The organism is Mycetohabitans sp. B2 (genome assembly GCF_021733735.1).
In the GTDB taxonomy this organism is placed as follows: domain Bacteria; phylum Pseudomonadota; class Gammaproteobacteria; order Burkholderiales; family Burkholderiaceae; genus Mycetohabitans; species Mycetohabitans rhizoxinica.
Genome location: NZ_JAHKSP010000048.1, coordinates 197,929 through 217,885, shown reverse-complemented (window position 1 = coordinate 217,885; position 19,957 = coordinate 197,929). Strand labels below are relative to the sequence as shown.

18 protein-coding genes and 3 pseudogenes are annotated in these 19,957 nt (G+C 62.5%); 3 read left to right on the top strand and 18 right to left on the bottom strand.

All coding sequences use genetic code 11. The features are described from left to right. Positions 1-108: 108 nt before the first annotated feature. A complete protein-coding gene (gene hemN / locus KPG66_RS11955; RefSeq protein WP_237070975.1) occupies positions 109-1,500 on the bottom strand; it encodes an oxygen-independent coproporphyrinogen III oxidase in 1,392 nt (463 codons plus the stop codon). A 278-nt stretch (positions 1,501-1,778) separates the two neighbouring features. Here hemN and KPG66_RS11950 point away from each other — a divergent pair, with 278 nt between their 5' ends. After that, a complete protein-coding gene (locus KPG66_RS11950) occupies positions 1,779-2,798 on the top strand; it encodes a sulfate ABC transporter substrate-binding protein (RefSeq protein WP_272907074.1) in 1,020 nt (339 codons plus the stop codon). 90 nt (positions 2,799-2,888) lie between these two features. Here KPG66_RS11950 and bioB read toward each other — a convergent pair whose 3' ends face one another. The 10 genes and pseudogenes from bioB to KPG66_RS11905 form a co-directional block, all read right to left on the bottom strand. Then, complete coding sequence (gene bioB, locus KPG66_RS11945) at positions 2,889-3,818, bottom strand: biotin synthase BioB (RefSeq protein WP_232509373.1); 930 nt, start codon at positions 3,816-3,818, stop codon at positions 2,889-2,891. A gap of 296 nt (positions 3,819-4,114) precedes the next feature. Beyond that, positions 4,115-4,324 carry a hypothetical protein gene (locus KPG66_RS17755; RefSeq protein ID WP_332415419.1) on the bottom strand — a complete coding sequence of 70 codons (210 nt, stop codon included), beginning with the start codon at positions 4,322-4,324 and terminating at the stop codon, positions 4,115-4,117. Beyond that, a pseudogene (bioD, locus tag KPG66_RS17750) lies at positions 4,296-4,490 on the bottom strand (ATP-dependent dethiobiotin synthetase BioD); the annotation flags it as partial. The gene KPG66_RS17755 and the pseudogene bioD, both read right to left, overlap by 29 nt. A gap of 82 nt (positions 4,491-4,572) precedes the next feature. Then, a complete protein-coding gene (gene bioA, locus KPG66_RS11935) occupies positions 4,573-5,961 on the bottom strand; it encodes an adenosylmethionine--8-amino-7-oxononanoate transaminase (RefSeq protein ID WP_013436471.1) in 1,389 nt (462 codons plus the stop codon). Between the two features lie 43 nt (positions 5,962-6,004). Further along, positions 6,005-7,483 carry a dienelactone hydrolase family protein gene (locus KPG66_RS11930; RefSeq protein ID WP_237070974.1) on the bottom strand — a complete coding sequence of 493 codons (1,479 nt, stop codon included), beginning with the start codon at positions 7,481-7,483 and terminating at the stop codon, positions 6,005-6,007. 249 nt (positions 7,484-7,732) lie between these two features. Further along, positions 7,733-8,158, bottom strand: a complete 426-nt coding sequence (locus KPG66_RS11925; RefSeq protein WP_049786492.1) for a YchJ family metal-binding protein — start codon at positions 8,156-8,158, stop codon at positions 7,733-7,735. A gap of 41 nt (positions 8,159-8,199) precedes the next feature. After that, a pseudogene (locus KPG66_RS11920) lies at positions 8,200-8,732 on the bottom strand (hypothetical protein). Positions 8,733-8,774: 42 nt separating this feature from the next. Continuing rightward, positions 8,775-9,572 (bottom strand): carbonate dehydratase, encoded by a 798-nt coding sequence (can, locus tag KPG66_RS11915; RefSeq protein ID WP_157864440.1) that lies wholly within the window; start codon positions 9,570-9,572, stop codon positions 8,775-8,777. A gap of 53 nt (positions 9,573-9,625) precedes the next feature. Continuing rightward, a pseudogene (locus KPG66_RS11910) lies at positions 9,626-10,349 on the bottom strand (isocitrate dehydrogenase kinase/phosphatase AceK regulatory subunit). Positions 10,350-10,575: 226 nt separating this feature from the next. Then, positions 10,576-11,004 carry a MerR family transcriptional regulator gene (locus KPG66_RS11905; protein WP_237071030.1) on the bottom strand — a complete coding sequence of 143 codons (429 nt, stop codon included), beginning with the start codon at positions 11,002-11,004 and terminating at the stop codon, positions 10,576-10,578. 80 nt (positions 11,005-11,084) lie between these two features. On the opposite strand from KPG66_RS11905, the gene KPG66_RS11900 reads away from it, so the two are divergent. Beyond that, positions 11,085-12,167, top strand: coding sequence for an MBL fold metallo-hydrolase (locus tag KPG66_RS11900; RefSeq protein ID WP_237070973.1), 1,083 nt, complete (start codon positions 11,085-11,087; stop codon positions 12,165-12,167). Positions 12,168-12,329: 162 nt separating this feature from the next. Here KPG66_RS11900 and KPG66_RS11895 read toward each other — a convergent pair whose 3' ends face one another. The 7 genes from KPG66_RS11895 to argS form a co-directional block, all read right to left on the bottom strand. Further along, entirely contained in the window at positions 12,330-12,725 is a 396-nt protein-coding gene (locus tag KPG66_RS11895) for a GtrA family protein (protein ID WP_041754549.1), read from the bottom strand. A gap of 1 nt (position 12,726) precedes the next feature. Continuing rightward, entirely contained in the window at positions 12,727-13,236 is a 510-nt protein-coding gene (locus KPG66_RS11890; RefSeq protein WP_237070972.1) for a glycosyltransferase, read from the bottom strand. Positions 13,237-13,322: 86 nt separating this feature from the next. Further along, the gene (locus KPG66_RS11885; RefSeq protein WP_442929437.1) at positions 13,323-14,882 is read right to left on the bottom strand and encodes an ABC transporter substrate-binding protein; all 1,560 of its coding nucleotides are present in this window, start codon (positions 14,880-14,882) and stop codon (positions 13,323-13,325) included. A 190-nt stretch (positions 14,883-15,072) separates the two neighbouring features. Then, positions 15,073-15,861: an SDR family oxidoreductase gene (locus KPG66_RS11880; RefSeq protein WP_041754546.1), complete on the bottom strand. Its 789-nt coding sequence runs from the start codon at positions 15,859-15,861 to the stop codon at positions 15,073-15,075. A gap of 35 nt (positions 15,862-15,896) precedes the next feature. Then, positions 15,897-16,544 (bottom strand): thiol:disulfide interchange protein DsbA/DsbL, encoded by a 648-nt coding sequence (locus KPG66_RS11875; protein WP_237070970.1) that lies wholly within the window; start codon positions 16,542-16,544, stop codon positions 15,897-15,899. A gap of 122 nt (positions 16,545-16,666) precedes the next feature. Next, a complete protein-coding gene (locus KPG66_RS11870; protein ID WP_237070969.1) occupies positions 16,667-17,419 on the bottom strand; it encodes an SPOR domain-containing protein in 753 nt (250 codons plus the stop codon). 127 nt (positions 17,420-17,546) lie between these two features. Beyond that, complete coding sequence (gene argS / locus KPG66_RS11865; protein ID WP_237070968.1) at positions 17,547-19,355, bottom strand: arginine--tRNA ligase; 1,809 nt, start codon at positions 19,353-19,355, stop codon at positions 17,547-17,549. Between the two features lie 194 nt (positions 19,356-19,549). On the opposite strand from argS, the gene KPG66_RS11860 reads away from it, so the two are divergent. Further along, complete coding sequence (locus tag KPG66_RS11860) at positions 19,550-19,876, top strand: DUF1840 domain-containing protein (protein ID WP_041753892.1); 327 nt, start codon at positions 19,550-19,552, stop codon at positions 19,874-19,876. Positions 19,877-19,957 lie beyond the last annotated feature (81 nt).

Here is a 19,957-nt window from a genome sequence, read left to right as displayed (position 1 = left end):
CGTGGCTGCTGGCCTAGTGGCGCGCCGACCTGTTGGTCGGTGTCGGTCGCGGGTGGGCCCGGGGCCGCCAGCATCCAGTATCGCGTCCACGCCGGCGCCCGGCGGCATTCAAACCGTCTTTGAGTACTGCACCGCGATGCTGGAGGTCTCCACGTAGCGGTCGAACGTCATGCAGATGTTGCGAATTAGCAGCCGGCCGCGCATCGGCACGACGATGCCCTCGTCGTCCACCAACACCAGCCCGTCGGCTTGCAGTGCACGCAAGCGTTCTAGTTCTTGCTCGAAATACGACGAAAAGCGTATGCCGTACATCGCCTCGACCTGCGCGAAGCGCACGGAGAATGCACACATCAATTGCCCTATCACGTTCCGTCGCAGCTGGTCATCGGTGCTCAGCCGCCAGCCGCGAGAAAGCGGTAGCTCGCCGCGTCGCACCCGGGCCTCGTAGCGCTCAACATCCTTTTCGTTTTGCGCGTAGACATCGTTGATGCGGCCAATCGATGATGCGCCGATACCCAATACGTCGCAGTCAGCGTGGGTGCTGTAGCCTTGAAAATTGCGGTGCAACGTGCCGTTGCGTTGCGCGATCGCCAGTTCGTCGTCCGGCCGGGCAAAATGATCCATCCCGATATAGACGTAGCCAGCGTCGCTGAGCCGTTCGATCACCAATTGCAGGATTGCCAGCCGCTGCGCGGGCGATGGCAGCGCGTTCGAATCGATCTGGCGCTGCATCTTGAACAGATGTGGCAGGTGGGAATAGGCGAACACCGACAGCCGGTCCGGCGCGAGGTCGATGATGGTGTCGAGCGTGCGTGCATAGCTCGCTACCGTCTGGTGTGGCAACCCATAGATCAGATCGACGCTGATCGACTTGTAGCCACTCTCGCGTGCCTGGCGGATCGCGTCGGCTGTCATCTCGCGTGGCTGGACCCGGTTGACTGCCTGCTGCACGAGCGGATCGACGTCCTGTACGCCTAGGCTCAGACGATTGAAGCCCAGTTCGCGCAGTGCCGCGATCGTCGAATCGTCGATCGCGCGAGGGTCGATTTCGATGGAATACTCGACGTCATCCCAATCCGGTGTGAGCGTGAAATGCTCGCCGATCGAGTTCATCAACTGCATGATTTGAAGCTGGCACAGGAACGTTGGGGTGCCGCCCCCCCAATGCAATTGGCGTATCCGCCGGCCTTGGCCGAACAGCGTCGATTGCAGCGCAAGCTCCCGGCCCAGCGCTTCGACGTAGCTGTCGGCGCGGCTGCGGTTTTTTGTGATGACCTTGTTGCAGCCGCAATAAAAGCAAACGGTGTCGCAAAATGGAATATGCACGTACAGCGATAAGTCCCCGCCGTGCGCATTGGACCGTTGGATGGCGCCCTGGTATGCATCGACGCCCAGCGATGAATTGAATAACGCTGCGCTCGGATAGGACGTGTAGCGGGGGCCGTCGAGCGCGTAGCGGCCAATCAACTCGGCATCGAACAGGTCGCAGGTGGTCGTCATGCAGGTGATGTCCTTGTGCGGTGCGCTGTGGCTGGCTCCGGAGCCGGGCAGAGGCAGCAAACTCCAATCCCTATACGAGTATGCCAGTGCCAGCGGTTCGGCCCATTGACGGAAATCAAATTAGGCTAATCTCGGCATGGCAAGCCTTTATTCTGTGTCGACGGCCTGCCCTACTGGAACAAGCGTTGCTACACTGGGGGCGCAGCAAGCGCTATGGTGTCTGCGGCTGCCCTACGCTTGGGGACTGGTTACAATGCGATTTTAGACCGGGGAAGGGGATGGAGATTCACCCTGCGAAATGGCTCGTGTTGGCGGTGTGCTTGGTGTCAGCGCTGGCAGTGATGGGGCGCGCGCGCGCCGATGAGTCGCTGTTGAATGTGTCATATGACGTTACGCGCGAACTCTATGAAGATATCAACGCAAGCTTCGTCGCCAGCTATGCGAAGAGCACCGGCAAATCCATATCGATCCGGCAGTCGTACGGTGCGTCGACTTCCCAGGCGCTATCCGTGCTATACGGGCGGCAGGCCGATATCGTCATGATGAACCACCCAACGGATATCGATCTGCTCGCTCAGCGTGGGAAGCTTTTGCCTGAAAACTGGCGTACGCGGCTGCCGAATTTGAGCAGCCCTTATTCGACCACGGTGGTGTTCGTTGTGCGCAAGGGTAATCCAAAAAAAATTAGGGATTGGGACGACCTCGCACGGCCGGGTATTCAGGTCATTATTGTTAATCCCAAGACATCGGGTAACGGCCGCTATACCTATTTGGCTGCGTGGGGCTACAAACTACAACGGGGAGGTGATGACGCTCAGGCGAAGAAATTTGTGAAAGCGATTGTGGCCGATACGCCGACGTTTGATACCGGAGGTCGAGGCGCAACGATGACGTTCACGCAGCATGGTATCGGCGACGTGCTCGTGACATTCGAGAATGAAGTGGCTTCTATCATAGGTGGTGAGGGGGGAGAGAACTATGAAGCGGTATATCCGTCGATAAGCTTGCTTGTGGAGCCGCCGGTTGCCCTAGTGGACAAAGTCGTCGATGAGCGCAACACGCGTAAGCAAGCCCAGGCGTACCTCGACTACCTATGGTCGCCTGAGGCGCAGCAAATCATTGCAAATCACAATTTGCGACCACGCGACGCGACGATATTGGCTATGCATTCAGCGAAGTTTCCGGAAATTGAGACGTTTACTGTCGAACAGGTATTTGGTGGCTGGGCTAAAGCGGAGCAAACGCATTTTATTGACGGCGGAACGCTTGACGAAATAGTCCCGAAAAAGCGTCGATAGTGGCCGGAGCAACACGGCGCGCAGCATGAATTGCCGCGCGTCGTTCAAGCAGGCTGCGGCCGCCTCATGCGGCTGTAGCCAGTGCAAGCGTTACGCGATGTGCAGCCCCAGCCGGGCGAACAGCGCGCGGTCCTTGACCCGCAGCGGGTGGCCTGGCTCCATAAAGGGGTCTGCGTAGAGTACGGCGTTGGCGCCGGCGAAAAAGCATAGCGCTTGCAGCGCGTCGTTCATGTGCTCGCGTCCGGCCGACAGGCGGATGACGGCCGTGGGCATCGTCATGCGCGCGATGGCAATCGTGCGGACGAATTCAAACGGGTCGAGTGCCGTGGCATCGACCTGCGATGTGCCCTCCACGCGCATCAAACCGTTGATCGGCACCGACTCTGGGTAGGGCGCCATGTTTGCCAGTTGTGCGATCAAGCCGGCCCTATCGCGGCGCGACTCACCCAGCCCGATGATGCCGCCGCAACACACCGCGATGCCCGCATTGCGCACCCGCTCGAGCGTGTCCAGACGGTCCTGATAGGTGCGGGTCGAGATAATCTGCCCGTAGAACTCGGGCGAGGTGTCGAGATTGTGGTTGTAGTAGTCCAGGCCCGCATCGCGCAGTGCCTTGGCCTGCTCGTCGTCGAGCATGCCCAGCGTGGCGCAGGTCTCGAGCCCGAGCGCCTTGACGCCGCGGATCATCTCCAAGATCTTGTCCAGGTGCCGCGGCTTTAGATTGCGCCATGCGGCGCTTATGTAGAATCGGCTCGCGCCGCTTTCCTTGGCAGCGCGGGCCGCGCTGAGCACCTCGTGCAGCGACACGAGCGGTGCCGCCTTTAGTTCCGTGCCATGGTGAGCGGATGAGGGACAGCGGACGCAGTCTTCCTCGCACCCGGTGCTTCTGATCGACAGCAGCGTTGACAGCTCGATGGCGTTCGGGTCGAAGTGGTCGCGATGTGTTTGCTGCGCGCGCAACAGCAGGTCGCCCAGCGGCAATTCATACAAGGCAGCGATGTCGTAGGTGCTCCAGCGCATGGGGTGCTGGTCACGCGTGATATCGGTGGTAATGCTGTGTTCGACCTCCGCTGTACTGATGTCGGCCAGCGCGCGTGTATCCGAACCGCCTCGGGCAATGGACGCTGGCAGGCCGGTGTGGGCCGCGCTTGGGATCACAGTCATCGGTCTATCCCCGTTTTTGTCGAATCCGCTCGAATGTGCGCGGATTGATGCACATGGGCCAGTTTCCCACGGGGTACGTATCAGGCAGCGCCGGTTGTCGGATTCCGTAAGCAGATTTACCAACGGGGTATAGTTCTCCGCCAAGGCCTGGACTAGCGCGCGCGTAAGTGCCGAAGCCGCTCAAGCAATGCGTCGATATCGATGTACGCTGCCGCTTCGTCGGCGCGCTTGCCGTCTAGGCGCGGGATTGTACCGAGCAGCGGCGCGCTGTACTGCCGATTCAGGCGCTGTCGGACCGCCTCGACGTTTTCGGCGGCGAATGCCATGTCCGGAATTGGATGCATCGCGCAGCAGGTCTGCATCTTCGTTATGCCAGATCCCGCTGCGCAGTTGCGCGCCAGCGGCGATCGGCTTGAGGGCCACCGCGCGCAGGTCCCGCGCGCAAAAGCCGCGCAATAATGCACACGACACGAACGTCTTGCCGATTTCCGTGTCAGTGCCGGTGACGAATAGCGAAAGCGCTTTCATCGCAATGGCTCCTAAAATCCCGTGCCGTGGCACGGGTCTTGGTCAACGTCGGACGAGCCGCGCGTGGGCACGACGGCCGGGCTCACAGTATCACGCCGCCGGTAGCGGCCGGGCGGGGATCGTACTCGTGCCCGCCCAGCTCGGCGAGCACCGTCTCCAGTGTCGCGCGTAGCCGCGTGGCGAGCAGCATCTGTTCGTCATCGTTCAGTATATAAGGCGGCATCAGGTAGACGGTGGTGCCGATCGGGCGCAGCAGCAACTCGTTGGCGAGCGCGCATTCGAAGAAACGCCGCGAGAAGCGGCGGGCGGGCCCGGCCGGCAACGATACGTCGAACGCGAACAGCGTGCCGCACCGGCGCAAGTGTTGTACGTACGGATGCTCACGCAGTGGCTCGAGCAACGCGCCCAACGCGTCTGACCTCACACGGTTGCGCGCCAGTACGTCGTGTGCGTCGAACAATTCGAGCGTGGCCAGACCCGCACGGCAGGCGAGCGGGTTGCCGGTGTACGAGTGCGAGTGCAGGAAGCCGCGCGTGGTGTCGTCGTCGTAGAACGCCGCGTATATCGGATCGCGCGTGAGCACAATGGACAACGGCAGGTAGCCGCCACTGATGCCCTTGGACAGGCACAGGAAATCCGGCCATACGCGCGCCTGCTCGCAGGCGAAGAAGGTCCCGGTGCGTGCGCAGCCCACCGCAATCTCGTCGGCAATCCAATGTACGTGATATTCGTCGCACAGCGCGCGCAGTCCGGCCAGGTACGACGGATCGTGCATCGCGAAGCCGGTGGCGCACTGCACCAGCGGCTCGACGATCAACGCCGCGATCTGTTCGCCGCGCTCGACGAACAGCCGTTTGACATCGGCCAACGCGCGCGCTGCCACGTCCACCGCCTGCTCGCCGGCACGGGCTTGGCGCGCGTCCGGCGACGCGACCACGTGCGCGGTGCGGATCAAGGGATCGTACGCGTCCTTAAACAGCGCCACGTCGGTCATACTCAGTGCGCCGATTGTCTCGCCGTGATAGCTGTTGGCGACGCAGACGAACTCGCGTTTGCGACTGCGGCCGCTGTTGCGCCAGAAGTGGAAGCTCATTTTCAGCGCAATCTCCACGGCCGATGCCCCATCGGACGCGAAGAACGCATGGCCGAGCACGTGGCCGGTCAGGCTCGACAGGCGCTCGGCCAACTCGACCGCCGGCTCATGCGTGCAGCCGGCGAGCATCGCATGCTCGAGCGTGTCCAGTTGCGTCTTCAATGCGCCGTTGATATGCGGGTTGGCGTGACCGAACAGGTTGACCCACCACGAACTGATGGCATCGAGGTAGCGCTTGCCGTCGCGATCGTAGAGCCATGCCCCGGCGCCGCGCGCCACGGCGATCAATGGCAATTGCTCATGGTGCTTCATCTGCGTGCAGGGATGCCAGACCGCGCGCAGGCTGCGGGAAATCAGATCAGACGAATTGTTCTTCAAAGCTTACAGTGATACGAATTACCCGGCGCCAGTCAATGGCCAGTCAATGGCCCGACCAGACGACGACGTTGTCAACCGCGTACAGCTGGCATGGATCGCGGCTGTGTTTCTGGCAATTGTCCAGCGCGACCGAGACGGGATCGTCGCCCCCTTCGGCCCATGACCACGCACCGCTGTCGGACACCGCAAACGCGCGGCTCGGGTATTGTTTTAGAAAGGTCGCATAGCCCTCGCGGCCACTGCCGTTTAGGTATGGAACTGCATCGATCGCGTCGATCGAGGCATAGCCGGTCGGCTGCGCAGCAGGCGCGTCCTCGACGCGATAGCGCACGGCGGTGGGCATGCCGATCTGCGTAAGGAAGTGCTGGGTTTGCGGCCACCAGAGCGCAACCCCGTCGCGATCTCCGACGATCCGGTGTGCATTGTCCTTGTAGAAGCCGAAATTCACAAGCTTTGCCTGCGCGTCACCGGCCACGTAAGCGCTGTACATCTGCGCCACCAGCTGTGGTGACCAGAATGCGTCGTTTTCGCCGTAGAACCACAGCGACGGAAGCCGCACTTTGCCGCCATACGTGGCGAACGCGTGCGTCAGATTGTGCTGCCAGCCGCTGCATGCGTCCTGGCGCAGCCCGCCGGCAAAGTTCAGCAGGCCGCGTACGCCGCGTTGTGGTTGCTGTCCATACGCGATCGTCGTCAGCCCACCGTGCGAAGCACCGGCCACGACGATATGCCGCGTGTCGATATACGGCTGCGTCGACATGTAGGCGATCGTGACCGCTACATCTTGCGCCTGGGCCAAGCCGTTGTCGGCGACATCGCAACCGTGCTCGACATAGGTGCCGCCCGATTGCGCGAAACCCTGCCGGTTCGGCGCCACGACCACGTAGCCGCGCCGCACGAACTCGCGGGCGAATGGCAGCGGCCGGCTGCGCGGATGAGCACGCGGGTCACCGCGTTCCTTGCCATGATTGAACACGACCATCGGAAATGGTCCGTTGCCGTCGGGCTTGAAAATCGTGGTTTCGAGTGCCTGCCTGTCGCTGCCTGGGATCGGGATCGACACGACCTGCTCGTTTAGGTCGGCGGGCAGCGCTGGCAAGCCGGTATCGGCCATGGCCGCGCACGACTGCGTGCACGGCGGCCCTGTCATGCCGTCGCGGATGCCCGGGGCGGCAGCCGCACGCTGCAGCGTGGCCACGTTGGCGAGCGTATCGATCGGCTCGATCGCGCGGCTGGGAGGCAGGCTGGCCTGCTGCACGCCGGGCGCGATGCCGTCGCTGGTCTGCGCGAGCGCGACGTGCACGCACGTGCTCGACAATATCAGCACCGACGCGAACGACATTACCCCGTATCGGATGGCGCCATACCGTGCCGAACACCGTGCCAACAAGAATGCCGGCCACCATGCCAGCTTGACAACAGACGTCACCACGCGCCGTGCGCGCGTTGCCGAATGCTTAAAGAGTCCCCAGTTCACTGACCACCTTTCGCTGCTGGTCCGGTTCTGCTGCATACGCGTCATTGCGCGCCTCTCAAGTTCCCGCGACGGATCGGATGCTGATTCGCCTACGATAGGTCAACCTCTGAACATCGCAGGTGCTCCGCACGGACGCCGCACGCCGGTGCAGGCGCACGCCCGAGGCCAGTATCGCCGCGCGCCGGCGTCACACAATCGCGGTAGGTGGCACGGGACCAGTGACGCGATATGAGGGCAGGATCGGTTGCATCGGCAAAGCTTCAAGCTTAAGCAATCAAAAAACGCCGGTGGTGATCAATCGAGCATGTCGCCGTCGACGTAGCGCCACCGTCCGTCGTCACCGCGGCAAAATCGACTCAGCTCGTGCAGCCGCTGTGCGCGCCCGCCGCCTGCGCCGGCGCTCCGGTAGCGTGCGATAAACTCGACCCGGCTGTGCGCATCGTCATCGATAACGTGTTGCTTGACCGTCAAGCCGAGCCAGTGGGTCGGCGTACCGGCGTCGCAGCCGAGATCCGGCGGACATGTGGACGGATCCCACGTCTGGCGCAAGTAGTCGAACGCGTGCAGCGTATAAGCGGTATAGCGCGAGCGCATCAACTCGAGCGCCGAGGGCGCCGCTTCGCCGCCTTCGATGAAGCGCGCGCAGCAGCGGCCATAACGTGCCGGGCGGCCTTGCTGCACTGCGCCGCAGGGGCAGGGCGCCTCGGGCGGCAAGTGCAGACGTGCCGTGTGCTGCGCGCGGGGCGTGTGCGGTGCGCTGTTCAAAATAGCTCGATCCCCATCGCGGTGGCTTCGCCGCCGCCGATGCACAGGCTTGCGACACCGTGCTTTAGGCCACGCTGGCGCAACGCGCCGATCAGCGTCACGATGATGCGCGCACCCGAAGCACCAATCGGATGGCCCAGCACGCAGGCGCCGCCATGCACGTTGACCTTTTCGTAGGGTAAGCGGTGTCCCTTTATCGCGGCCATGGTGACGACCGCGAACATCGCGGCGCGCATGCCGGAACCGCGCATCTTGTTGACCGTTGTGCAGCCGGTGGGCAGCGGCTGCCCTGCGCCTAAAGCCGCCTGGCGCGCCGGCGCCTGGCCAAGTCCGGCGGGTAGCATGCACCCCATCACCACCTCGTCCACCTGTGCGAGCTCCAGGTGCGCCCGCGTTGCAGCACGGCGTTGATCGCCGCAGCGCCAAGCTGCGGGCAGGTCAGCGACACGACATCGCCCTGGAAGCCGGCCATCGGCGTACGGGCGACGCTGGCAATCACGATCGGATCGCGTTCGATGGCGTCGGTCATCAGGGTGTCTTTTGGCTCAAATCGAGTGTTTCCTGGTTCGATTCAGCGCGTGACGCCGGCAGCTGGTTCGCCTTGGTGGACGTGGCCGACGGCTGCCGCCAGGCGCGCCGCATCGTCGGCGAGCACATCGTTTGGATGAGACGGCGCCGCCGCATCGGCTGGACGGTTGCGTTTCAGTGCATCCACGCACCGCGCATAGGTTGCGTCCAGCGCGCCCGGCTCGCAGATCGTCATGCCGAGGTTGCGCATCTTGCCGTCGTGCACGCCGTACACCCAGCCATGCACGGTGAGCGGCTGGCCTCGTTTCCACGCATCGCTCACGATCGTCGTGCGGCACACGTTGACCACCTGCTCGATCGTGTTGAGTTCGACGAGCCGGTGGTGCCGCGCCTGACCCAGCGGCCATTCGGCAAGCAGCGCCGCATGCTTGCCGTGCACGTCCTGAATGTGGTGCAGCCAGTTGTCGGCCAATCCGACGCGCGTGCCGAACAACGCGGCGCGCACGCCAGAGCAGCCATAGTGGCCAACCACCATGATGTGCTTGACCTTGAGCAACTCGACGGCGAACTGGATCACCGACAGACAGTTCAGGTCCGAGTGCACGACCACGTTGGCGATGTTCCGATGCACGAACACTTCACCGGGCGGCAAGCCGATGATTTGGTTGGCGGGCACGCGCGAGTCGGAGCAGCCGATCCACAGGTACTCCGGATTCTGTTGCTCGGCCAGTCTCGCGAAATACTGGGGGTCTTCACCGAGCTTGCGCTCGACCCACAGTCGGTTGTTCTCGAACAGATGGGCAAGCGGTTCGGATGCGGGGGAGGACGGTTTTTGTTCCATGGTCATCGTTTCGTTTGTTGATCGTGCTTCGTGCATTGCTCGTTGATCAGGTCTCATGCAACGGCGGCGCGCGGCGTGTGTTGACCAATGGCTTCGCGGCGCGTGTGGGCCGCCGCAAAGCATTTGGGGTAACGTACGCCAAATCGCTCATTGCGTTCATAGGGAAACGCGGCGCGCACGCGCGAGCACCGAGCAGGAACGTGCTGCAGGTCTGCGGGAAGATATCGTGCGGGCCGATCGCGTACCAGGGCTCGCCGACGTCCCGTCCTCATCATGACGCGGTGGCGGCACGCGGCGCACATTGCAGTCCGTCAGGTACTCGATCTCGTCGTAATTGTAAAAGACGACGCGACCGTGACGTGTCACGCTGAAGTTCTTATATAGCATGTCGCCAGGGAAAATGTCAGCCTTGATCAATTCCTTGATCGTATCGCCATATTCCTTGATGCCGTGATCGATTTGCTCGTCCGTGCTGTTCTGCAGATACAGGTTCAGCGGTGTCATCCGGCGCCCGATGTCCAGATGGCGGATCACCACGGTGTCACTCTCGTACTCGTTCATCGACGGCGCGTACGTCTCCAGTTCCTTGATTAGCGCATCGTCCAGCCGCGACAGCGGCAACGCGACTTCCGAATACTTGAGCGTGTCGGCCCTCTCGCCGACGATGTAGGCTGCCTGATTGCGGAAGAACAGCGACGACAGCACGTGGATCGGGAAGTTGAACGTCGCGTCGAACTCGCCAAACGTGCCGCGGATCGAGCGCATCACGCAGTCCACGTCGCGTGGCAGATCCTCGAGCGGCACATCGAACTGGACATTCGTGACGATGCGCTGCGCTCACGCGCGCTTCTGTAACCCGTGCCAATTGCTGCGCTCGAACTGGCGTTTCGCGTTGATCGGGGCTTCGCGAAAGAACCGGTAATGACACGGTTGAAGCCCTTCAGGACCGTCTGCGCGAGGTCAAAACCGATCTGCGACGACAGCAGTTTCGGCAAATATTTCATCAATTTAGCGTCTTTTGCTGCGGTTCGGTTGCCATATCATGTCGCTGCGACGACTCAAGCAGCGCTCGCGCTTGCGCCTCGTACTGGGCCAGATCTTCGAGTGTCGCGTTCAGATCTTCAAATTGACGCTCCAGCACTTGCCGGTGCTCGGTCAGCGTGGTGAGAAAGGCCTGAAGTTGCGCGACCGTGTCGATCGGCGCTTCGTACAGCTCGAGCAGGGCGCGGATCTCGGACAGCGTGAAGCCGAGCCGCTTGCCGCGCAACGTCAGCTTCAACCGCGTGCGGTCCCGCGCCGAGAATACGCGGCGCAGGCCGCTCGCGCCCTCGCGGCTCGGCGACAGCAGGCCCTGGTCCTCGTAGAAACGGATCGCCCGCGGCGTCACGTCGAATTCACGGGCTAATTCAGTAATGGTGTAGTGCGTCGGCATGTCGGCGGCAACATGGATACAATGCACGTTTACGTTATCGTCAACCTTGCCGAAACGCAACGACTGCAAGCCCGACTCCCATGAACACGCTCGAACATCAGCTGGACTACGTTTTCGCCGATACCCTACCGGCCGACGGCACTGTGCACGAAGTCGCGCCCGGCGTGCTGTGGGTCCGTATGCCGCTGCCTTTTAAACTCGACCACATCAACCTGTGGCTGCTGCGCGACCAATCCGGCGTGCAGCCCGGCTGGACGATCATCGATTCCGGGATTGCAAGCGACACGATCAAGGCCCATTGGGAGCGGATTTTCGACGATGTGCTGGGCGGCTTGCCGGTGCTGCGCGTGCTGGTCACCCACTTTCACCCGGACCATTTGGGCTTGGCGCACTGGCTGTGCGGTGGTGGCGAGTGCGGCCGCTGGCGTGCCCCGCTGTGGATGACGCTGGGCGAATACCTAATGGGCCGTCTATTGTCGTCGACCAAGGATGGGGATTCAAACGCCGGCGGCGAGGCGGCGGCGCGGTTTTTCGCGAGCCATGGCCTGAACGATCCGCCGTCGGTCGAAAAGATCCGTGTACGCAAGGGGTATTACCACGCGCTGGTCCCGCAGGTGCCCGCGTCGTACGTGCGGATGCAGGAGGGGGATACGGTGACGATCGGCTCGCGGCGCTGGCGCGTCATCACCGGGTTTGGTCATTCGACCGAGCATTGCGCGCTATATTGCGACGCGGATCGCCTGTTGATTTCCGGGGATATGGTGTTGCCGCGGATTTCGACGAATGTATCGGTGTTTGAGATCGAGCCGGGCGGCAACCCGCTGGCGCAGTACTTGGGTTCGCTCGGCCGCTACCACGCATTACCCGATGATACGCTCGTGTTGCCGTCGCACGGCAAGCCATTTCGTGGCTTGCACACGCGCATTGCGCAGTTGCGCGAGCATCACGCAGCGCGGCTGGACGAAGTGCGCGAAGCGTGCGCGCGGCAGCCGCACAGTGCAGCCGACATCGTGCCGCTGATGTTCAAGCGGCCGCTGGACCTGCATCAGATGACGTTCGCGATGGGTGAGGCGCTGGCCCATTTGCATTTGTTGTGGCATTCCGGCGAGCTTGAGCGCGTCGAGCACGACGGCGTGATTCGCTTTTCGTCATACGCTGATTAGTGTGCCGTCGACAAGCCGGGCTGTGTGCTCATCAGATCAGTTGGATACACGACGATGCTAGCGGGGCGACCATGCGGATCATAGGCATTGCGTTCAAATCGATTGTTCCCGGTCGTGCTAGCAGTGCTTTGCAACAAAAACCTGCTCCGCTGTTGCCTCTCTTCATTGTTCACTCTTGCGATAAAAAACCCACCAGCGGGCGGAAGCAAAATTTACCGCAAGGCCAGCGAGCGAGCCAGCCGCTACCCCAATGTAAGGTACAAAGACGCGCGGCGGCAGATTAAGAACCACCGCGCTGTACGCGGCGTAGTTTACGCACCCGCCGGCGAGCATCGCGGTGAGGTACCGCCACCATTCGCGCCACACGGATTCGTATTGCTTGCCCGAGAACGTGAATTGCCGGTTCAATTGCCAGGTGACCCAGACGGCCACGAGAAACGACACCGCGCGTCCAGCGAAGTAGCCAAGCCCGATCCACAGCATGAGCCATAGCAGGCCGGCGTCGACAATGAACCCCGCTATACCGGCGATCGCGAAACGAAAGAATTGCGAACGCACGTTAGCCTTGTTTTGCCGCAGGCCGTGGTGCATCCACCGACAAGTATGCAAACCGCTTTGCCTCGATGCGCCCGCGCGTCACGGTGTCCAGTATGATGCCGCAGGCTAGCAGGATCGCGCCAAGCAGCATCAATGCCGTGCACAGCACAGCGGTTGGCAACCGAGGTACAAATCCGGTATGCAATCCTTGCGGTCGCACGCCATATGCGGTCGGAATCTCAGCGACGGGCATGCGCCGGATCACATTCCCCTTGCCCCAGTAAGGCACCGTGCGTACCTGTGCGCCGGCTGCTTGTGCGTGCGGCAGAGTATCGTCGTTCGAATCGTTGTCGAATACGTAGATCTCAGCATGCGGCAACGCGCGTCTAAAGTCTCGCACGACTGTGTCGATTGTGGCTGCTTCGTTATAACAGGGCACCAGCACCGCGCCGCGCCGGTTCGCGAACGATGCGTCAGCTGGCGAGATGGCTTTTTGTATGTCTGCCGACTGCGCGCGGGGAAAATGATGCATATTCTGCCAACTTTTTCGAAAGGCAATTATAAGACTTACAAAGTTGGCCGTGCCAGCGTGTTTTATCCGAGGCTGCCAACTTTTGCCTAGTCGACCGTCACACCTGAGTATTCTTGCCGGCCGAATGGGCTGACGTGGTAACCCCGGATATTACTGCGCGTGATTGCAGCCGCGTTCGGATAAACAAGCGGAATCCACAGGGCTTTGTCATGAATGATCTTTTGCGCGGCCGTGTACGCTTTTGCTCGGGTAGTTTGGTCAGCCGTGGTCCTACCGTCAGCGAGCAACTTATCGAGCTGTGGGTCGCAGTAGCGCGCGAAGTTGATGCCTGATTTCACCGAAGCGCATGAGAACTGCGGCGTCAGGAAGTTGTCTGGATCACCGTTGTCGCCGGACCAGCCCATGAAAAGCAGGTCATGCTGTCCTTGCTTAGCATCCTTGATCAGTTGTCCCCATTCGATGACCTTGACCTGTGCCTTCACGCCGATCCGGGCGAGGTCCGCTTGCAACAGTTCCGCGCCGGCCTTCGGATTAGGATTCAACACGCTGCCGCTTGGCCGTACCCAAATCGACGTCTCGAAGCCGTTCGGATAACCGGCGTCGGCCAGCAGCTTTTTTGCCTGTTCGATGTTGTACGGGTACGGTTTGACCGCCTTGTTATAGCTCCATGTATTCGGCGGGTACGGATTGACAGCTGCCACTGCAGTGTTGCCAAATACCGTCTTAATGTACGTCTGTCGGTCGAACGCGATGTTTAATGCTTGCCGGACCTTGTCATTGTCCAGCGGCTTATGCTGCGTGTTCAATGCGACAAACGCGGTCATGAACGCCGGTGTTTGCACGACCTTCAGCGACTTGTCGCTCTTGGCTGCCAGTACATCCTGCGGCTTGGGCGACAGCGCAATCTGGCATTCGCCTGACTTGATCTTTTGCGCACGTACTGCTGCATCGGGCGTGATTGCATAAATCAGCCGGTCGATCTTCGGTTTACGGCCCCAATAGGTTGGATTGACGTCGTAGCGGATCACCGCATCCTTTGTGTAACTTTTCAGCACGAACGGACCGGTGCCAACCGGCTTCGCATTGATGTCGGCTTGTCTGCCCGCCTTTTCCAACTGGCTCGCGTACTCTGCCGAGTAGATTGACGCGAACGGCATCGTCAAGATCGACACAAACGCCGCGTTGGGCTCGGACAGTTCGAACTTCACCGTCAAGTCGTCCACTTTAGTGACCGATTTAATCAGCTTCGGCAGGCTCATCGACTGCGCATGCGGAAAGCCGCCGCTGCCTGCGATCTTGTGCCACGGATGACTTGGATCGAGCATCCGGTTGAATGTGAACAACACGTCGTCGGCGTTCAGTGCGCGGGACGGCTTGAATTCTTCCGTAGTCTGAAACGATACGTTGGGGCGCAGGTGGAACGTGACGGCGAGCCCGTCCGGGCTGACCTCCCATCGTTCGGCGAGCGACGGCGCGAGCTTGCCGGCCGCCTCGTCGTAGCGCACCAATTGATTGAAGACAACGTCGCCAGATGCGTTGGAGGTGGTCAGCGAGTTGTACTGCACGACGTCGAAGCCGTCCGGACTGGCCTCAGTGCACACGGTCAACGGCTTAGCCTGCAGCCAGGCGGGCGCGCTTAGCAGCATGGTTGCCGCGCTGAGCCACGCGGCTGCGCCGCGTGGTCCACGGGGCACGCTAACGGGGTGTTTCACACGCATACGATCTCCCAAAGCTTGTTCTTCATGGTTTCTGAGGGGGGCCTCAACTGCCCGGTGGCGGGGCTGAATCCGGCTATTCTGATACGTTTTTCGCCACCGTGCTGTCTGTCGCGTCGCTTTATCGCGTGGCGCGGGGCTTGCGCGGCGCCCGCTCGAACGCAAAATCGTAAAGCCAGCGCGGCAGCACGTGTAGCAGCGCGGCAGCCACGCGCATCGGTCGCGGGAAGATGGCGAAGCGCTTCTTGGCGGCGATGGCCGCCGCCGCGTTAGCGGCGAACCGGTCGGGATCCATCAAAAACGGCATCGAGTAGGGATTACCGTCGGTCATCGGCGTGCGGATGTAGCCGGGTGCGATCGTGACGACTGCCACGCCGGCGGGGCGCATCTCGACCCGCAGCGCCTCCAGGTATTTCAGCGCGGCTGCCTTGGACGCGCTGTAGGCGCCTGCGCCTGGCAGGCCGCGCACGCCCGCCACGCTGGCAATGCCCACCAGCGTACCGTGCCGGGCGCAGACCATCGCGGCGGCGAAGGGTTCGAAGGTCGCGACCATGCCGAAGTAGTTGGTGTCCATGATCGCGCGGAACGCCGGCAGGTCGCCGTGGCCGGTGACTGCGCCGGCGCTGATGCCGGCGTTCGCGATCACAATATCCGGCAGGCCGTAGTGGTCGATGAACTGCTGTGCCGCGAGCGCCAGCGCGGCAGCATCGCGCACGTCTGCCACATGGATCGACACGCTCGCCTGCGGGAAGCGGCTGCGGCACGACTCGGCAAAGTCGGTCAAGACCTCGCCACGGCGTGCGACCAGCCCCAGGCTTGCCCCCGCTCGCGCGTAGTAGCGTGCAAACGCGAGACCGATGCCGCTCGACGCACCGGTGATGAAGACCTTCAATGGCGCGGCTTCGCTCATCGCGTCATGGCATGGCGCGGGATCCCGCATATCCGCTACATCTTCTTCGCGGCCACTTGCCCGACCAGGTAGTCGAGCACTTGGACGGTACCTTCCAGGCTGTTGGTCGCCGCCGGGCCGGTCTCGTATTTGCCTTGCACGATGACGGTCGGCACGCCGTCGATCTTGTAGTCCTGTGCCATCTGCGACACGCGCTTCAGTTCGCTTGCGACGGTAAACGAGTTGTACGCATCGAGGTACTTTTTCTTGTCCACGCCTTGCTTGGCAAGGAAGTTCGCTTGCGCATCCGGCGTCAGCAGATAGTTCCGCTTGACGTGGATCTCGTCAAAGATCACCGGTGCGAGTTTCTCGCTCAGGCCGAGCACGTCCAGCGCGAGCAGCATCTTCGAATGTGGAACGAACTGGTCGCGAAACGCGACTGGCACGCGCCGGAACACGATGTGTGCCCCTTGCTTGGCCTTCCATTTTTCAAGATACGGATCGAACTCGCTGCAATGCGGGCAGCCGTACCACATGAATTCGGTCACTTCGACCTTGCCGGCCGGGGCCTTCACCGGCTGGGCTGGCGTGAGCACCGTATAGTCCTTGCCGGCGACCGGCGCGGACGGTGACGCTTGGGCGAATGGGGCTGTGCCGAGGGCGACAGCGACGGCGAGCAGGGCAGCGCTGAGGGTTTTCTTCATAGTGGACCGTGGCAAAAGCGTGGCAAGGAAAAAGCGGCACGAAACCTGTTCAGACGGGTACGGATGCCGCCGGTTCAAGGGCGTGCGCCACGCGCGGTGCGCGCGTGGCGCGGGACACGAGGCTATTGCTTCGTGAAGCGGATCACGGCAGTGTCGACGCCGGCATCGGATAGCCGCTGTCGGACGCTATTCATGTCCTCGAAGCGCGAGAACGGGCCGATGCGCACGCGGTAGTACACGACCCCGCCGGCGTCGCGCTGTGTGACCTTGGACTCAAATCCCTGCAGCGCTAGCCGCGCGCGCTGCTGCTCCGCATCCTGTTGCGTGCGATACGCGCCGACCTGCAGGAAATAGCCGGTGTTGGCCTCGCTCGCGCCCGGCCTTTGCGGGGCGGCCAGCGTGTCGGCGCCTGGCTTGGCCAATGCAGGGGTAGGCACGCTGGCGCTGCCGCCGGACGGCGCGGGACGGGGCGCCGGCGTCGTGGACGGGCTCCAGGGCGTCGCGGGCGCGGCGCTGGCCGTGGATGGGACCTCGATGATCTGCGGCTCTTCCAGCACGCCCGTCGATTGCGATTGCTGCGAGCTTTGGCCTGGCGCCGTGTTCGGCGGCGGCTGGGTGGCCGACGGTGGCACCGGCTGACCGGGCGACTTGCCGGCCAGCGCTCGGTTCGGATCAAACGTCGTGCCGTTGCCTGCCGTGTCGGACGTTGTCGCGGGTGCGTTGCCCTTGGACACGAATGGCGTTGGCGCTCCCCTAATGTACAGCGCCACCACGATTGCGATCGCCAGCCCGACGATCAATCCCAATACGATACCGAGGAACGTCCCTCCACGTTGCTTCGAATTCGGCGAGGAAGATCGTCGTGCTTTTGCCATCGTGTTTGCTTACCTATTTCTCTATGAAACCGCCCGGATGAAATCGCGGCCGCCATGCCGCCGTCGCGCCCGCGTCATCCGTGACTGGGAGCACCGATTATACGGTCCCCGCGCCGCCTTCCGTTCCCTACATCTTCTCGGGTGCCGACACCCCGATCGTCGCGAGCCCGTTGGCCAGCACCTGGCGTGTCGCGGCCAGCAGCGCCGCGCGGGCCAGGCGCTCGCGCGCATCGTCCACGAGCACCCGCTCGGCGCGGTCGTTGTAGAACGAATGGAACTCGCCCGCCAGGTCGCGCAAATAGAATGCGACCGCATGAGGGGCCAGTTCGTTTGCTGCGTGCTCCAGCATTTGCGGATATTCGGCCAATTTTTGCAGCAGCGCCTTGGATCGCTCGGTGGCAAGCGGCGTCAAGTCGACCTGCGACCAGTCCTCGAGACCGTCTGTATAACGTGCGCGTAACTCCGACAGTACCGAGCAGATCCGCGCATGCGCATATTGCACATAGTAGACCGGATTTTCATCGTTTTGCTTCAGTGCGAGGTCGATGTCGAATGTGAATTCGGTGTCGGCCTTGCGCGAGATCAGGAAGAAGCGCACCGCGTCGCGGCCCTTGCGCAGCATGTCGCTGTCCAGTTGCTGAGGGCTCAGCGAGGCGGCGGACTCGTCCGGATTGCCGCCGCCGGACCATACGATCAGGTCTCGCACCGTCACGTAGCTGCCTGCCCGCTTGGAGATCTTGATCTCGCGGCCGTCGCGCATCACGGTGACCATCTTATGCAACACGTAGTCCGGATAGCCGCTCGGAATGCCGATGTCCAACGCTTGCAGGCCGGCGCGCACGCGCGCGATCGTGCCATGGTGATCCGAGCCCTGCACGTTGATCACTTTCGTGAAGCCGCGCTCCCACTTGGTGACGTGATAGGCGATGTCTGGCACGAAGTAGGTATAGGTGCCGTCCTGCTTGCGCATCACCCGGTCCTTGTCGTCGCCGTAGTCGGTGGTGCGCAGCCACAGCGCGCCATCGTCCTCGTACGTCTTGCCGGCGGCCACCAGCGCCTGGACCGCGCGCTCGACGCGGCCTTCGTCGTACAGTGACGACTCTAGGTAGTACTGGTCGAACTTGACGCCGAATGCCTTCAAGTCGATATCCTGCTCGCGGCGCAGGTAAGTAACAGCGAAGCGCCGGATTGCATCGAGATTGTCGACGTCACCGGCTCCCGTCACGGGCGCGCCATCGCTGGCTGACACTGTTTCGCCGGCTAGGTAGTCGCGCGCGATGTCCGCGATGTAGTCGCCGTTGTAGGCCGCTTCCGGCCACTGCGCATCGCCCGGCTTGAAGCCGCGTGCTCGCGCCTGCACCGATAACGCAAGCGTGTTGATCTGCACGCCGGCGTCGTTGTAGTAGAACTCGCGGTGCACGGCCCAGCCCTGGGTCTGCATCAGCGCGCCGAGGGCGTCGCCCAGCGCCGCCTGCCGGCCGTGGCCCACGTGCAGCGGCCCGGTTGGATTGGCCGACACGAATTCGATCAGCACTTGTTTGCCATGGCCGCCGCGCCCCGGCGGCGCGAAGCCGAAGCGCTCGCGCTGTGCCAGTATCGCGTGCACGGTCTGCTGTTTCGCGGCGTCGGTCAGTCGCAGGTTCAAAAAACCTGGGCCGGCGACTTCCGCGCTGGCGATCAGTCCGGCCGCGCGCGGGTGAGTGAGGGTAGCCTCGGCCAGTTGCTGCGCCAACACGCGCGGATTGGCGCGTAGCGGCTTGGCCAGCTGCATCGCCAGGTTCGACGCGACATCGCCATGTGCGGCGATCTTGGGCCGGTCCAGCGCGATGGTCGGTTGCATGAATGCTGCATCGCTGGCCGCCGGCGACGCCTGGACGACTCCGGCGACGGCATCTGCTAGGATCGATTCGATGAGGTGTTTCTGTGCGGGCAGCATGGAATGACGGCAGTTATCGAAACAGGCGCGGGCACGGCGACCCATTGGCCGCCTGCCCCGCGAACACGCACAAAGCGGGAATGATGGATTTTAGCAGGTGCTAAACTGTCGAATACAGTTCAGGCCGGTGTGGTGCGCATGCGGCGCCAGCGACGCTGGCGCGACCGGGCCGACGAAGCGAACAAGGAGCCGCCATGCTGATCACGTTCAAGTCTCGGGCCACCGTGGAGGTGACGATGCTCGAAAACCTCGCGCAATTCCTGCTGGCGATCATCGGCAAGCGCCTCGGGCAGCGTGGCGTCATCGCGCATGACGAGTTGCAGCCGGCGATCGCCAAGCTTGAGGCGGCCATTGCGCAGGACAAGCAACGCCTTGCCGAACACGACGGCCATGTCGATGACGATGACGGGGACCACGAGGCGCACGAAGTGCCGATCGGCCTGGCGCAGCGCGCCTATCCGTTCCTTGACATGCTGCGGCAGGCGCACAAGGCGAACTCAGACGTGATCTGGGGCGTTTGAGCGCGTCAATCGTGCGAGGCAATGCGAGCGCACCATCGCGCGCCCGCGCCGCCGCCGGGCACGGCCGGTGAACGACTGGCT